The following is a 14,036-nucleotide window of genomic DNA, read 5'->3' on the forward strand; positions in this document are numbered from 1 at the left end:
AATAAAATTATGTTACCTCATTCTCATCTTATATGGGTCAGATGAGATTATTTTTATAAAAGGATAAGGGGATTTTGGAATGATGAAAATTACCATTGGAATTGATCTTGGAGGGAGTACCACGAAAATTGTAGGATTTCAGGATAATAAATTAAAAATTCCTACTTTTGTCAAAGCTGACAATCCCATTGCTTCTCTCTTTGGGGCTCTTGGAAAATTTATTTATGAAAACAGCATCCAGTTAAATGAAATTGAAAAAATCATGATCACCGGGGTAGGCAGCGCTTACGTAGAACAGCCCTTGTACGGGATTCCTACTTATAAGGTAGATGAATTTACCTGCAACGGTTTGGGGGGACAATACTTTACGGGTCTGAATGACCTGATTGTTGTAAGCATGGGGACCGGAACCTCCCTGGTGCAGGTAAACGGGGATAAAATCATTCATACCGGAGGAATTGGTATTGGGGGAGGAACCATTCTTGGACTTTCAAGTCTTTTACTGAAAACCCAGGATATCTCTCAGATCATGGAGCTGGCAAGCCGAGGAAATTTAAGTAACATTGATTTGCAGATACAGGATATCTCAAAAACGCCTCTTCCCGGCCTCCCTCTTTCTGCTACAGCCTCTAACTTTGGCAAGGTACGTAGCCTTGTATCAGATGAGGACATCGCCATGGGAATCATCAATATGGTGCTTCAGGTCATTGGTAAATCTGCTATTTTATCTTCCCTGAACAGCAATATCACCAATTTTGTCATGACCGGAAACCTTGCAAAGTTCCCCCAGTGCAAAGAAATATTCCAATCTTTGGAAACCATGTTCCACGTCCATTTTATCATACCGGACCATGCGGAATATGGTACTGCCATCGGTGCTGCCCTAACTGAGGAACGACACATGGAAATGAGGCAGATTCCATCCCCGGAGGCCACACCTTCGTAGAATTATTGTAAACTAAATTCATAAAAGGAAGGTGCAGCAGACGCTGCACCTTCCTTTTATGAATGATATCCCAATGCCTGCTCCAAAGCATCTTTTTCCTCGCTTCCCAACAGGACATCTGTTTCTCCTCGTTCCACTTCCTTAATATAAACATAGCAGCCTTCCCTGCTGTGTACGGAATTTAAAACAAAACCAGAATTTGTATAATCAAGAATCGCCATAGCAAAGCTTAAATTTCCGCCCATCCCTTTGAACGCATTATATTTTATAAGTCCGAACTTCTGGAAAGCGCTTCTGTAATTTTTGTTGGTATTACGAAGGGAATCCTTATTGGCCCGGTCTTCTGCTTTTAATTCCGCAATATCCTCCATTTGCTCCATAATAATCTCTTCCAGGGTTTCCGCATCTTTTCCCCTCATAAAATAGTCGTATCTGCGGTACAGCTTTCTCATCTGAACCAGACATATGATTACGACGATCAGTAATATTATGGTTAGTACGGCTAATCCAATGATTAAAAAAGCAGGATCAACCGATAACTGATTCAATATACTGTTGTCCATTCTTTCGTCCTCGCTTCCATGATGTTATCTTATGGATTCTATCAACTCTACTATTCTTTCCAATTCTGCCTCAGAATAGTACTCAATTTCCACTCTTCCTTTATTTCTATCCTTCCGGTTTATGCTTACCTTTGTTCCCATAGCAGTTTTCATCCGGTCTTCCAATTCTCTGAAGATCAGGGAAATGCTCTCATCCTCATCCTTTTTTTCCTTTGGTTCCCTTTTCTTTGACATGGACTTAACTAATTTTTCCACTTCACGAACGCTTAAATTTTCTGAAACAATTTTTCCTGCGATCTGAAATTGTAGCTCCGGTTCATCAACAGCCAGCAGAGCCCTTGCGTGGCCACCTGTTATCTGGTTTTCAATAAGCATATCCTGAACTCTGTTGTCCAGCTTTAATAAACGCATGCTGTTCGTGATGGTTACTCTGTTTTTTGCCACCCTTGCTGCGATTTCTTCCTGCTTTAATCCAAATTCCTGCATCAGTCTCTGATATGCCTTGGCTTCTTCTATGGGATTTAGATCCTCTCTTTGTACATTTTCAATCAGTGCAATTTCCATTGACTGCTGCTTTGTATATTCCCGGATCACCACAGGCACTTCCTTCAGACCTGCCAGCTTAGCTGCTCTCCATCTTCGTTCTCCGGCTATAATTTCGTAGAAATCTCCTTTTCTCTGTACCAAAAGAGGCTGTAAAACACCATATTCCTTCATGGATTCTGCTAATTCCATGAGGGATTCCTCCCGAAACTCTGTTCTTGGCTGATGGTGATTTGGTTCAATGGAAGATAATTTAAGGAACAGTCCTTTTCCTGTTTCCTGCTCCTCTTCTCCATTTACTGTTTTTACCACGGCTTGTTCCTGCTTTGGATGGCTTTTCAGCTCCTGATCCTCTGCAACAGATTCCATTACTTCATCTCCGAATATTGCACCAAGGCCTTTTCCTAAACCCGTTCTCTTTGCCATAATTATAAATCTTCTCCTCTGCTTATTACTTCAGCCGCCAGTAACCGGTAGCTTTCCGCTCCTGCTGATCTGGAATCATATAAATTAATCGGCATTCCATGGCTGGGAGCCTCTGCCAGTCTGACATTTCTGGGTATAATGGTTTTATAGATATTCTGGTTTAAATTGTTCTTTACACTTTCTACAACTTCCAGAGATAGATTTGTCCTGGCATCGTACATGGTGAAAACCACTCCCTCCATTTCAAGAGCAGGATTCAGTTTCTTTTTCACCAGATTTACGGTCTTTAATACCTGACTTAATCCTTCTAACGCATAATATTCACATTGAATTGGCACTAATACGGTATTCGCAGCTGTTAAGGCATTAATTGTCAATAGATTCAATGACGGAGGACAATCTATGATAATAAAATCATAGTGCTTCTTGATTTTTTCAAGATATGTTTTGAGGAGTGTTTCCTTGTTTTCGATTTCCAATAATTCTATCTCTGCGCCCGCCAAATCCACATTAGATGGAAGCAAATCTAAATTTTCCTGAACATTGGTAATCAGACATTCTTCAATTTCACACTCTCCTACCAACAGATCGTATACGGTTCGTTCAATGGAACTCTTCTCGATCCCCAATCCGCTGGTTTCGTTTCCTTGTGGATCAAAATCCACAGCCAATACCCGCTGTCTTGATTCCGCAAGACAAGCTGATAGATTGATTGCAGTCGTCGTTTTACCGACTCCGCCTTTCTGGTTTGCTATCGCAATGATTCTTCCCATTTTAGTTTTCTCCTGTTACTACATCCGGAAATTGCAGTTCAAAGTAGAGTATAGCATACTTTATTTTTTTTTCCTATGGTTTCCTGTAAAAAAAATCTATAAATTACAAAAAATGTTTCACGTGAAACATTTTTTCGTTCTCATCCCTGGCTTTCGATCTTATATGGCCAAGTTTTAAGAATAAATTAATATGTTAGGCGTTGTAAGTCTATATTGATTATATTATAATAAGAAAAGATCAACCTATTTCAGGAGGTAGAGTATGAAAACAAAGAACAAATTATTGACCTTGCTTATTTTATCTGCCAGCACAGCTGCTGCTACTGCTGTCATTAATAAATGTATTAAATATTCCGCCACATCGAAAAACATATTATCAGATTCCAAATCTCTGTGTTATAAATGGCGTTTCGGTAACATTCATTATACAAAAGCAGGTACCGGAAAACCACTTTTACTTATTCATGATTTGACAACCTGTTCCAGCGGATACGAATGGAATCAGATGATAAGTCATTTAAAGGAACAATATACCGTATACACGGTGGATCTGCTGGGATGCGGACGATCTGAAAAACCGGATCTGACCTATACCAATTATCTCTATGTTCAAATGATATCAGATTTTATTAAGTCGGAAATAGGACATCGAACCAATGTGATCGCATCAGGATCATCTTCCGCCCTGGTTGTCATGGCCTGCAATCAATCTCCGGAACTTTTTGATCAAATGATGCTGATCAACCCTGACACATTACTTGCATGCAGCCAGATTCCAAATAAACATGGAAAAGTCTACAAGTTTATTTTGGACTTACCTGTATTGGGAACACTGCTCTACCATATTGCTACCAGCAAACAGGCAATTATGGAAGAATTTGCTACTAATTATTACTACAATCCATATTCTGTAAAAACCTCTCTGGTGGATGCATACTATGAATCAGCCCATTTAGGAGATTCCCCTAAATCTTTATATGCCAGTGTAAAATGCAATTATACCAAGTGTAACATAGTAAATGCTCTAAAGAAAATCAACAACAGCATTTACATCATTGGGGGATGTGAAATAGAAAACATCAGTGAAATGATTCGTGAATATCAGATTTACAATCCAGCCATAGAAAGTTCCCTGATCAGTAATTCCAAATTACTTCCTCAATTAGAAAATCCTTCTGAACTATATCATGTCATTCAAATGTTCTTTGTTTAAAAATATTCATAGTCGTAAAAATAATGTTTCACGTGAAACATCCATTGTATTTTGTTTAAGTTGACAGCTGATGGATGTTTCACGTGAAACATTTTATTTTAATGGTTCTTTTGACGGCAATCCGGCTTTTCTTGGATACTTTTTAGAAGTGCCATGATTCTTAACGATCTTTACCAAGGATCTTTCAACCTCTGTTCCAGGAAGTAAAAATGTTTTTACCTCTTCCACATTTCCTCCCAGTAAAAAGATGGCATGCTTTGCTGCTCCCAATTCTTCCTCTATCTTTCCGGATTTATATGGAATAAAATAACCGCCTGGTTTTACAAATGGCATGCAATATTCAGATAATGTACTAAGGTTTGCAACCGCCCTGGAAAGACAAAGATCATACTGTTCCCGGTGAAGAGGATCTCTTCCAAGATCTTCTGCTCTTCCATGAATGGCTTCGATTTCTTTCAGTTCCAGACGGTTAATTGCTTCATTTAAGAAATTGATTCTCTTATTTAAGGAATCCATCAAGGTAATTTTTAAATCAGGAAATGCAATTTTTAAAGGGATTCCTGGAAAACCTGCTCCTGTTCCTACATCAATGATCCTATAATTTTTTGTTCTCATCTCTTTCACTGCCTTTACCAGGGACAAGCTATCAACAAAGTGCTTTGTGATCACTTCATCCATTTCAGTAATTGCAGTTAAATTCATAAATTTATTCCATTCAATTAATAATTGGAAATAATCATAAAATTGATTTATTTGGTAATTTTTTAATTCGATAGATAATAAATTCAATTCATTCTGAAACTTTTCTTCAAATGCACCTGTCATCATGATTCCTCATTCTTTCTTTTCCAGACTCTTCTGATAACGAAGCTGCTCCAGAAAAACAAGTAAAACAGATATATCTGCCGGTGATACGCCGGATATTCTGGATGCTTGTCCAATGGACATGGGCTTATACAGATTCAGCTTCTGGATGGCTTCTCTTCTAAGGCCCTTTACGGAAGAATAGTCAAATTCCACATCCAGCCTTTTATTCTCCAGCTTTTTGTACTGGATTACCTGCTGTTTCTGCCTGCGGATATATCCATCATACTTAATGTTAATATTGACCTGCTCGATAACATCTTCCGGAAGCAAAGGTCTTTGATTGTCAATATTAGTTAACATAATATAATCCAATTCCGGTCTTCTTACCAGTTCTGCCAAGGTCGTTCCGGTCTTAAGAGGAGTGCTCCCGTTTTCTTCCAAAAACGCCTGGACTTCTCTGGATGCTCCTATATTAGTTGATTCCAGACGCCGGATTTCTTCCTCAATCAACCGTTCCTTTTCCAGAAGTTTTTCATATTGCTCATGGCTTATGAGTCCAATATCATGACCGATTTTCATCAAGCGGAGATCCGCATTATCCTGACGCAGCAAAAGTCTGTATTCCGCTCTGGAGGTCATCATACGGTACGGCTCATGGTTTTCCTTAGTGACAAGGTCATCGATGAGTACGCCGATATAAGCCTGAGAACGATCCAGTACCACCTGTTCTCTGCCCAATAATTTCATGGCAGCATTTACTCCTGCCATAAAGCCCTGAACCGCCGCCTCCTCATATCCCGAGCTTCCATTAAACTGGCCGCCGCAAAACAATCCTCTGATGGACATAAGTTCCAGGGTTGACTTCAGTTGTCTGGAATTGATGCAGTCGTATTCTATGGCATATGCATTTCTGACAATCCTCACATTCTCCAGCCCTGGAACAGTCCGGTACATGGCATACTGGACATCTTCAGGCAAGGAGCTGGACATACCGGCTAAATACATTTCATTGGTAAAAAGCCCCTCCGGCTCTACAAAGACCTGATGACGTTCCTTATCAGAAAATTTTACGACCTTATCTTCAATGGATGGACAATATCTAGGCCCGGTGCCTTCGATGGCTCCGGAATATAAGGGTGAACGGTCTATATTTTCCCGAATGATCTGATGGGTATTTTCATTGGTATAAGTAAGCCAGCAGGAAACCTGATCTTTTTGCAAGGCTTTCCTGTCTGTGGAAAAGGAGAAGGGCACCACTTTCTCATCTCCAAACTGCTCTTCCATCCTGGAAAAATCTATGCTTCTCTTGTCCACCCGGGCTGGAGTTCCTGTCTTAAAACGCAGCATTTCGATCCCATGTTCCTTTAAGGAATCCGTGAGATGATTGGCTGCCTTAAGGCCGTTAGGCCCTGTATACTCACTTACATCCCCGTAAATGCACCTTGCTTTTAAATAAGTACCTGTTGCCAGAACTGCCGCCTTGCAATGATAAACTGCTCCGGAAATGGTCTTAACTCCCGTAAGAGTCCCATCCTCTACTATGATTTCGGAAACCTCTGCCTGCCTTATGGTCAGATGGTCTGTATTCTCCAGAGTCATTCTCATGGCTCTGGAATATTCCTGCTTGTCCGCCTGAGCCCTTAAGGAATGAACAGCCGGCCCTTTGGACTGGTTTAACATTTTGGACTGGATAAAGGTTTTATCGATATTTTTTCCCATTTCCCCTCCTAAGGCATCCAGTTCCCTTACCAGATGGCCCTTGGAGCTTCCGCCTATATTGGGGTTGCATGGCATCAGCGCTATGCTGTCCACGCTGACAGTAAACATAATGGTTTCAAGCCCCAGCCTTGCACAGGCCAGAGCCGCTTCACAGCCCGCATGGCCCGCACCCACTATGACTACATCATAAAACTCTTCTAAATGCTGCATTTTGTACTCCTCTCCTATTTTCACCCATGTTCTCTTAATCCAGAACATCTTCTGCCAGTATTTTAAACGTTCCTGCATACTTATTAGACCTTATCCATCCTGGTCCACCCTTTTCCGGACAGTAAGGTATGAATTTCAGCCCGTATATTTATTTACCCATACAAAACTTACGGAATATTTCATTTACCAGATCATCTTCCACCGATTCTCCCAGGATGGTTCCTAACTGCTCATAGGCATCCATTAAATCAATGGAATAAAAATCCTCAGGCATCTCATTTCTTACGCTTTGTTCCACCATGGAAAGACTCTTAAGCGCTTCCAGAAGGGCATTTTTATGTCTTACATTGGTGATATAAACCTGATCATTAAAATCAATCTCACCATGATAAAACATGGCCTTAATCTCATTCTCCAGGTTCCCGATCCCCAGCCGTTCCTTTGCAGAAATAGGAATCACCTGATGTCTGGTCCTCATTTTTAACATATCCTCCGTTACCACAGGAATAAGATCTGTCTTATTTAAAAGTACCACTGCTTTCCTGCTTTCTATGAATGTTAAAATCTCCTCATCATTTTCATCAAGAGGACAGGAACCATCCACCACATAAATGATCAAATCTGCTTCCTGAGCTGCACTTCTAGCCTTTTCAACGCCGATTTTCTCTACCACATCCTGAGTATCCCGGATTCCTGCCGTATCTATGATATTAAGGCTTAGATCCTCCAGCCGGATCTGCTCCTTTAAAGTATCTCTGGTGGTCCCAGCAATATCTGTTACAATCGCCCGTTCCTCACCCACAAGAACATTTAAAAGAGAAGATTTTCCCGCATTTGGCTTTCCTAAAATAACAGTTTCAATACCCTCTGATAAAACTCTTCCGTTATCCGAGGACTTAATAAGAAGGTTCAGCTCCTCCTTAATAGGTTCCAATGTTTTCAAAAGAAGCTCCTGGTACCCATCCAGGGAAATGTGCTCAGGATCATCAAGAGCAGATTCGATAAAGGCAATTTGATAGATGATTTTCTCTCTCATATCCTTTATTTTCCTGGATACAGCTCCCTCCAGCTGACTGACCGAAGATTTTAAGGCATAATTGTTTTTCGCATGGATGACATCAATGACGGCCTCTGCCTGAGACAGATCCACCCTGCCGTTTAAAAACGCCCTTTTGGTAAATTCTCCAGGCTCTGCGGGCCTGGCTCCGTATTTTAACACTGTCTCCAGAATCCTTTTGGTCACAAGGACTCCTCCATGGCAGTCGATCTCAACCGTATCTTCTGCCGTATAGCTGCGGGGTCCTTTCATAATAAGAACCAGTACCTCATCAATGATCTCATCCCCATCATAAATGCATCCGTAATGAATGGTGTGAGACGGCTCTAAGGAAAGCTTTTTCTCTCCATTTCCCTTTGCCTTAAAAATTCGATCTATTATTTGAAATGACTCTTCGCCGCTGATCCTTACGATCCCGATCCCGGAACTGGACATAGCCGTGGCGATGGCCGCTATTGTATTCATTTTCATTGTTTGTCTCCTAATGAATCATCCGGTTATATCTGCATTTCCCGTTGATTCACAAATTAAAGATTGGAAGACGTTTTTCTATCATACAAACGTCGATCCGTAAATAGCCGCATTCTAAAGAAAAGGGGCGAGGTGCCTTCCGACAGCCCCAACCCCTCATGATTGTTTGTTTATTTATCTTTATCCTGATTCCGGTCCTTTTTGGAATAATCCTTTTTTAAGGAAATAACAACATGCCTGAATGGCTCTTCTCCGTCACTTCTAGTAACAACAAACTTATCATTCTGAAGTGCGGAATGAATGATCCTTCTTTCATAAGGATTCATTGGTTCCAGAGAAACGGAACGTCTTGTCCGCTTTACCTTATAAGCAATGTTTTTTGCCAGGGTTTCCAGAGTCTCTTTTCTCCGCTCCCTGTAATTTTCCGTATCAAGCTTTACCCTGATATAATCTTCATTTTCCTTGTTTAATACAAGGCTGACCAGATACTGCAGAGAATCTAAGGTCTGTCCTCTCTTGCCTATTAAAATTCCCATGTCATCTCCTGACATGTTAATGGATAGCTCTTTTTCCTTTTCATGATAGGCTGCTTCCATATGGACCCCTAAATCCATAGCGCCGAACACATCGGAAAGAAATGTCACCGCCTTATCTTCCAAGGTCTCTTTCTTCTTTGCACGGATGATAGCCGGTTTTGAACCGATAATTCCCAGAATACCATTACTTCCCTTATCAACAATCTCATACTCCAGCTTATCACTGGTTGTCCCTAATTCGATTAATGCCTTTGTAATCGCTTCATCTACGGTTTTTGCTGAAACTGTAATCATATCCATAGGTCACCCCTCCTATTTATTATTGTGCTTTTCGTTGTACTTCTCAACCATCCTCGCCTTTGATGCAATGCTGCCCGGATTTGAGGTTCCGTTGTTATAATAATCGTTGGAAGCCTTAACCTGTTCCTTTGTCTTTTCAGCCTTGGCATTCATCTCAGCCTCCGCCTTTTCATTGGAAGCCTGAAGATTCTTTAAGTTGGCTGTGGCATTCTGGGCAACTCGCTGAGGAGGAAGTCCCTTCTTGGCACGCTTTTTATTGGCTTTTTCCACGTTCTTTTTGATCATCTCATCCATATCAATCTGGTTTAAATGACGGTTTACAGCAACCTGCTGGATGATCTGGAACACGCTGGAAGCAATCCAGTAAATACCAATACCTGATGCAAAAGTAAAACAGAAAAATACAGACATCAGAGGCATGATCGTATTCATGCTCTTCATGGATTGAGCCATAGTATTATTCTCATCATTTCCATGTTGCGGCTGATTCACTGTCATCAGCCTGGTACTGAACCACTGGCTGAGACCGGCCAGAATTGGAATGAGAATGGCAAGGCTGAAATGGAAGCCTCCTCCCGGCGGAAACAATACGCTTGATGGCGTAGAGGCCAGATTGATTCCCAGGAACGAATTCATATGGGAGATCTGAGCTGCATTAACAGCAATCGTTTCCTTAATGGAAGGAAATAATACCTGCAAAGAACTCCACTGGCTGGGATTTAACTGATAAAGGTAATCTACCATCCCATTGCTGCTTGAAAGACTTCCAATTCTTGAAAGATTGATTTTATTATCTGCGGCAAACTGTGTCAGCATCCCCACATGGTCCACCCCAAGGGAATTAATCGCAGTCACCACATTTTCATATACTGCCTTAACACTTTGTACATAGGCAGGAATATGATAAATGACCTGATACAGGGCAAAAAGAATCGGCATCTGTATGACAAGCTGCACACAGCCTCCTGTCATGGAAGTTCCGTATTTCTCATAAACTGCCTGAACCTCCACATTCTGCCTTCTCATGGATTCCTGGTCAGTTTTTCCTTTATACTTCGCCTGGATCGCTGAAATTTCCGGCTGCATGACGCTCATAAGCTTTGATGACTTCTGCTGCTTTAACGTCAGCGGAAACATAAGAAGCTTTGTTACAAGAGTAAATAAAATAATACATAAACCAATATTCTGAATGCCGAACGTGCTGGTCAGCTTAAACAGCCAATCCATAATAACACCCAGAACGGTTGCAAACGGCCCCAGGATGCCTCCTACCTTAGTCAGTACTAAGAATTCCAATGAACTACCTCCTCATCTGTTACGGAACTGGATCATAACCGCCTTTTGCAAATGGATTACACCGAAGTATCCTTTTGCAAGCCAAAAATGTACCTTTCAACACACCGTACTTTGTAAGTGCCTCAATGGCGTATTGAGAACACGTAGGCGTGTAAATGCAGTGAGTTCTTATTTTCAGAGGAGAAAGATATTTCTGATATCCTCTGATCAACAATATCATGACTTTCTTTACCATAAGATCACTTCGATTCTTTTTTTAAAATGTTATGAAGTCCGCACAAGTGCAGATATGCACTTTCGATTGTTTTGTAATTTTCTTCCTTTGCCGCTGCTCTTACAACGACTACGATGTCTAATCCCGTCTCCACCATGTCCTCATGAAGCCTGAAGCTTTCTCTGATTAATCTGGTTATGCGATGTCTTACAACGCTGTTGCCTACCTTCCTGCTGACGGATATCCCGATTCTGGTTTCCGGCCGGTCCGTTTTTTTGATGTACATCACAAGAAGCTTGTTGGCAAGGGATCTTCCGTTTTGATAAACTTCCTGAAAATCCCTGTTTTTTTTAATTGAATTAAAATGTTTCATGAAACTTTTTTCCTATCTCCTGTCCACGTTTTTAGGACAGAGCCACACCGTCTTACCGGGTGTAAAGGTATTTTCCTGTTTCCCGGAATTTGAGAAAAGAAAAGGCCACAATTACTTGCGGCCTGGTCCATTAAGCTGATAATTTTGCTCTTCCTTTTGCTCTTCTTGCGGCTAAAACTTTTCTTCCGCCTGGAGTGCTCATTCTGGCTCTGAAACCATGAACTTTGGATCTCTGTCTCTTCTTTGGCTGAAACGTCATCTTCATAATCTACGGACACCTCCTCTTGTTACAATAGCTTATCATAGGCAATATGATGAAACATATTGAGACTATTTTAATTAAACATCGTTTCAATTATATAGAACAAAAGATGGTTCGTCAAGGGAAAATTGTATTTTTTCTTTTGAAACCTGTAGGATTACAATACATGTGTTACAACTGAATAATTAAAAAGACGGAAATACCATTTCTGTGTTATATTTTAATCGCCAAACCAAAACACAAACAGAAAGAGGTATCTCCGCATGGCTAGTATAACACAAGATATGAGGTTTCGTCTATCACTCCTTAATTATGCCCAAAAACATGGTGTCTCTAAAGCTGCCATCAAGTACAAGACCAACCGGCAGTATATCTACCGCTGGAAACGGCGCTTTGACGGCTCTATTGAATCCCTCAGGGAGCGATCCAGGCGACCTCTTCACCATCCCAACCAGCATTCCTCTGAGGAAATCAAGTTGATTCTGGATATGCGTAAGCGCAATCCTCATGCTGGCCTGGTTGTTTTCTGGGTGAAACTTATGCAGCGGGGGTATTCACGCTCAATTCCAGGCTTATACCGATTCCTCAAAAAGCAGGGTATTATGGCTGTTAAGCCTCCTAACCCTAAGTATATCCCAAAGCCGTACGAACAAATGAATTATCCCGGCCAGCGGCTGCAAGTAGATGTAAAATTCGTTCCCTCTGCCTGCTTAAAGACAGTCAGGTTATTGGGAAGCATTTTTTTCAATATACAGCCATTGATGAGTATTCCAGGTGGCGTTTTGTAGAAGCCTTTGAGGAACACAACACCTATTCCTCCGCCCAGTTTCTGGATCATCTGGTAAAGGCCTTCCCTGCTCAGATTGAATGCATTCAGACTGACAATGGTACGGAATTTACGAACCGCTTTACCACTCACAGGGAGAAACCAACTCTATTTCAGGTTCATCTGGAACGGTATGGCATAAAGCATAAGCTGATCCGGCCGTTTACTCCCCGGCACAATGGCAAGGTAGAACGGAGTCATCGCAAGGACAATGAGCGTTTCTATGCCACCCATACGTTTTATAGCTTTCAAGATTTCGCTAAGCAACTAAAGCTATACAACAGCAGGAGCTATAACTGCTTTCCCATGCGTCCTTTGGGATGGAAAACTCCGCGGCAAGTACTCATGAATTATTTGGCGGTGAGTGTAACACATGATTGACAAACCTACAAAATTGTATTTTTTCTTTTGAAACCAATGCTCTCCCGGCTTTTTTGCGGAGCATTCCGGATACCGGATCAGAGATATAACAGGCTTCCCTGCCCAGTATTACCCTTTCATGGCCTTAAATAAAGCCTGTGTGACCGCTACCGTAAGAATCCCAGCCACAATGGCCTCAGGAATTCCGTTGATGCATATAATTCCTATAATTACGGAATAAATACCTTCCGTCAATCCTTTCGCCGCCTGACCGTATTCTTTACCAAAAAATAAATAAATCAGATTCATTACCAAAAGAGTATTGGTTAATGATCCGGCCACCCCTGCAGCCGCCAAAGCAATGGTCCTCTTACCGCTTTTTCCACCCAAAGCTTTTAACACCGCCCGAAATACATAATAGGCCACAATTCCGATAAGGATCCTGGGTACCATGCAAATGATCAGGCTTCCGATATTTCCTCCGTACTCTCCCACTTTGATAAACGGGGAAAACACAAAGGATGTAGGATTGGGCATGTTGGTATTTTTCCACAAACTGGTGAATCCGAATACCATTCCCAAAAATCCGCCATATTTTGGTCCAAGAATAATGGCTCCAATTATGACCGGAACGTGAATGATGGTGGCGTTCATAAATCCCAAAGGTATGTACCCTAAGGGCGTAAACGCCAGGATGACGATAATGGCAACAAATACGGCTGCCAGTACCAGGCTACGGGTTTTGTTTTCAATATTCATTTTTTTTCCTCCTGTGCTACTGTTCTTTTATAAAGATACAATGCATCTGGTTACATGTGCATTATATTATAGAAAGCTTTGATCCGTCAATCCGCGTCAGGAAATTTACGCCCATTTTGTTAATTTACATAAACTTATCAACATTATGGGGATAACTTGTGGAAAACTCTATGGATATTATCTTGATAAACGTCGTTTTATTCACAGGCCTGTCCTGAAAGTCCAAATAAATCCACTTTTCTGGGATGTGAATAACCAAACTTATAAAAATAACCTTTTTTGTGGACAACTCTCTCTCCGGATGATTATCAACACATGATTCACATGCAATACACATCCTCTGCACATACTTATCCACAATTTTTTTCTATTATCATTGAAA

General features: G+C 41.2%; 14 protein-coding genes and 1 pseudogene. 3 read left to right on the top strand and 12 right to left on the bottom strand.

What is annotated here, in order from left to right; genetic code table 11:
• The first annotated feature begins 79 nt into the window (after positions 1–79).
• On the top strand, positions 80–946 hold the full coding sequence (gene coaW, locus CLOSA_RS21500; protein WP_242647770.1) for a type II pantothenate kinase: 867 nt from the start codon (positions 80–82) through the stop codon (positions 944–946).
• A 56-nt stretch (positions 947–1,002) separates the two neighbouring features.
• On the opposite strand, the gene CLOSA_RS21505 is transcribed toward coaW, so the two are convergent.
• The 3 genes from CLOSA_RS21505 to CLOSA_RS21515 are packed head-to-tail and all read right to left on the bottom strand — an operon-like array spanning position 1,003 to position 3,251.
• The gene (locus tag CLOSA_RS21505; RefSeq protein ID WP_013274837.1) at positions 1,003–1,509 is read right to left on the bottom strand and encodes a DUF4446 family protein; all 507 of its coding nucleotides are present in this window, start codon (positions 1,507–1,509) and stop codon (positions 1,003–1,005) included.
• Positions 1,510–1,533: 24 nt separating this feature from the next.
• Positions 1,534–2,478 (bottom strand): ParB/RepB/Spo0J family partition protein, encoded by a 945-nt coding sequence (locus CLOSA_RS21510; protein WP_013274838.1) that lies wholly within the window; start codon positions 2,476–2,478, stop codon positions 1,534–1,536.
• Between the two features lie 2 nt (positions 2,479–2,480).
• Positions 2,481–3,251, bottom strand: a complete 771-nt coding sequence (locus tag CLOSA_RS21515; protein WP_013274839.1) for a ParA family protein — start codon at positions 3,249–3,251, stop codon at positions 2,481–2,483.
• Between the two features lie 262 nt (positions 3,252–3,513).
• Here CLOSA_RS21515 and CLOSA_RS21520 point away from each other — a divergent pair, with 262 nt between their 5' ends.
• Entirely contained in the window at positions 3,514–4,464 is a 951-nt protein-coding gene (locus tag CLOSA_RS21520) for an alpha/beta fold hydrolase (protein WP_013274840.1), read from the top strand.
• A gap of 93 nt (positions 4,465–4,557) precedes the next feature.
• Here CLOSA_RS21520 and rsmG read toward each other — a convergent pair whose 3' ends face one another.
• From rsmG to rpmH, 8 genes are all read right to left on the bottom strand, one after another.
• A complete protein-coding gene (gene rsmG / locus CLOSA_RS21525; RefSeq protein WP_013274841.1) occupies positions 4,558–5,289 on the bottom strand; it encodes a 16S rRNA (guanine(527)-N(7))-methyltransferase RsmG in 732 nt (243 codons plus the stop codon).
• 9 nt (positions 5,290–5,298) lie between these two features.
• Positions 5,299–7,200, bottom strand: coding sequence for a tRNA uridine-5-carboxymethylaminomethyl(34) synthesis enzyme MnmG (mnmG, locus tag CLOSA_RS21530; protein WP_013274842.1), 1,902 nt, complete (start codon positions 7,198–7,200; stop codon positions 5,299–5,301).
• A gap of 148 nt (positions 7,201–7,348) precedes the next feature.
• Entirely contained in the window at positions 7,349–8,728 is a 1,380-nt protein-coding gene (gene mnmE, locus CLOSA_RS21535; RefSeq protein WP_013274843.1) for a tRNA uridine-5-carboxymethylaminomethyl(34) synthesis GTPase MnmE, read from the bottom strand.
• 170 nt (positions 8,729–8,898) lie between these two features.
• Complete coding sequence (gene jag, locus CLOSA_RS21540; protein ID WP_013274844.1) at positions 8,899–9,564, bottom strand: RNA-binding cell elongation regulator Jag/EloR; 666 nt, start codon at positions 9,562–9,564, stop codon at positions 8,899–8,901.
• A 12-nt stretch (positions 9,565–9,576) separates the two neighbouring features.
• Entirely contained in the window at positions 9,577–10,860 is a 1,284-nt protein-coding gene (locus CLOSA_RS21545) for a YidC/Oxa1 family membrane protein insertase (RefSeq protein ID WP_013274845.1), read from the bottom strand.
• Between the two features lie 19 nt (positions 10,861–10,879).
• A complete protein-coding gene (gene yidD, locus CLOSA_RS22395) occupies positions 10,880–11,095 on the bottom strand; it encodes a membrane protein insertion efficiency factor YidD (protein ID WP_013274846.1) in 216 nt (71 codons plus the stop codon).
• A gap of 4 nt (positions 11,096–11,099) precedes the next feature.
• The gene (gene rnpA, locus CLOSA_RS21550) at positions 11,100–11,447 is read right to left on the bottom strand and encodes a ribonuclease P protein component (protein ID WP_013274847.1); all 348 of its coding nucleotides are present in this window, start codon (positions 11,445–11,447) and stop codon (positions 11,100–11,102) included.
• Positions 11,448–11,577: 130 nt separating this feature from the next.
• Complete coding sequence (rpmH, locus tag CLOSA_RS21555; RefSeq protein ID WP_013274848.1) at positions 11,578–11,712, bottom strand: 50S ribosomal protein L34; 135 nt, start codon at positions 11,710–11,712, stop codon at positions 11,578–11,580.
• A 260-nt stretch (positions 11,713–11,972) separates the two neighbouring features.
• Here rpmH and CLOSA_RS23805 point away from each other — a divergent pair.
• A pseudogene (locus CLOSA_RS23805) lies at positions 11,973–12,916 on the top strand (DDE-type integrase/transposase/recombinase).
• A gap of 108 nt (positions 12,917–13,024) precedes the next feature.
• Here CLOSA_RS23805 and CLOSA_RS21565 read toward each other — a convergent pair.
• The gene (locus CLOSA_RS21565; protein ID WP_013274849.1) at positions 13,025–13,654 is read right to left on the bottom strand and encodes an ECF transporter S component; all 630 of its coding nucleotides are present in this window, start codon (positions 13,652–13,654) and stop codon (positions 13,025–13,027) included.
• Positions 13,655–14,036 lie beyond the last annotated feature (382 nt).

Source organism: [Clostridium] saccharolyticum WM1 (assembly GCF_000144625.1).
In the GTDB taxonomy this organism is placed as follows: Bacteria; Bacillota; Clostridia; order Lachnospirales; family Lachnospiraceae; genus Lacrimispora; species Lacrimispora saccharolytica.

Coding starts and splice junctions, on each gene's coding strand:
- CLOSA_RS21520 (WP_013274840.1), top strand. CDS start 3,514: ATGAAAACAAAGAACAAATTATTGACCTTGCTTATTTTATCTGCCAGC.
- CLOSA_RS21515 (WP_013274839.1), bottom strand. CDS start 3,251: ATGGGAAGAATCATTGCGATAGCAAACCAGAAAGGCGGAGTCGGTAAA.
- rnpA (WP_013274847.1), bottom strand. CDS start 11,447: ATGAAACATTTTAATTCAATTAAAAAAAACAGGGATTTTCAGGAAGTT.
- yidD (WP_013274846.1), bottom strand. CDS start 11,095: ATGGTAAAGAAAGTCATGATATTGTTGATCAGAGGATATCAGAAATAT.
- coaW (WP_242647770.1), top strand. CDS start 80: ATGATGAAAATTACCATTGGAATTGATCTTGGAGGGAGTACCACGAAA.
- CLOSA_RS21505 (WP_013274837.1), bottom strand. CDS start 1,509: ATGGACAACAGTATATTGAATCAGTTATCGGTTGATCCTGCTTTTTTA.
- jag (WP_013274844.1), bottom strand. CDS start 9,564: ATGGATATGATTACAGTTTCAGCAAAAACCGTAGATGAAGCGATTACA.
- rpmH (WP_013274848.1), bottom strand. CDS start 11,712: ATGAAGATGACGTTTCAGCCAAAGAAGAGACAGAGATCCAAAGTTCAT.
- rsmG (WP_013274841.1), bottom strand. CDS start 5,289: ATGACAGGTGCATTTGAAGAAAAGTTTCAGAATGAATTGAATTTATTA.
- mnmG (WP_013274842.1), bottom strand. CDS start 7,200: ATGCAGCATTTAGAAGAGTTTTATGATGTAGTCATAGTGGGTGCGGGC.
- CLOSA_RS21565 (WP_013274849.1), bottom strand. CDS start 13,654: ATGAATATTGAAAACAAAACCCGTAGCCTGGTACTGGCAGCCGTATTT.
- mnmE (WP_013274843.1), bottom strand. CDS start 8,728: ATGAAAATGAATACAATAGCGGCCATCGCCACGGCTATGTCCAGTTCC.
- CLOSA_RS21510 (WP_013274838.1), bottom strand. CDS start 2,478: ATGGCAAAGAGAACGGGTTTAGGAAAAGGCCTTGGTGCAATATTCGGA.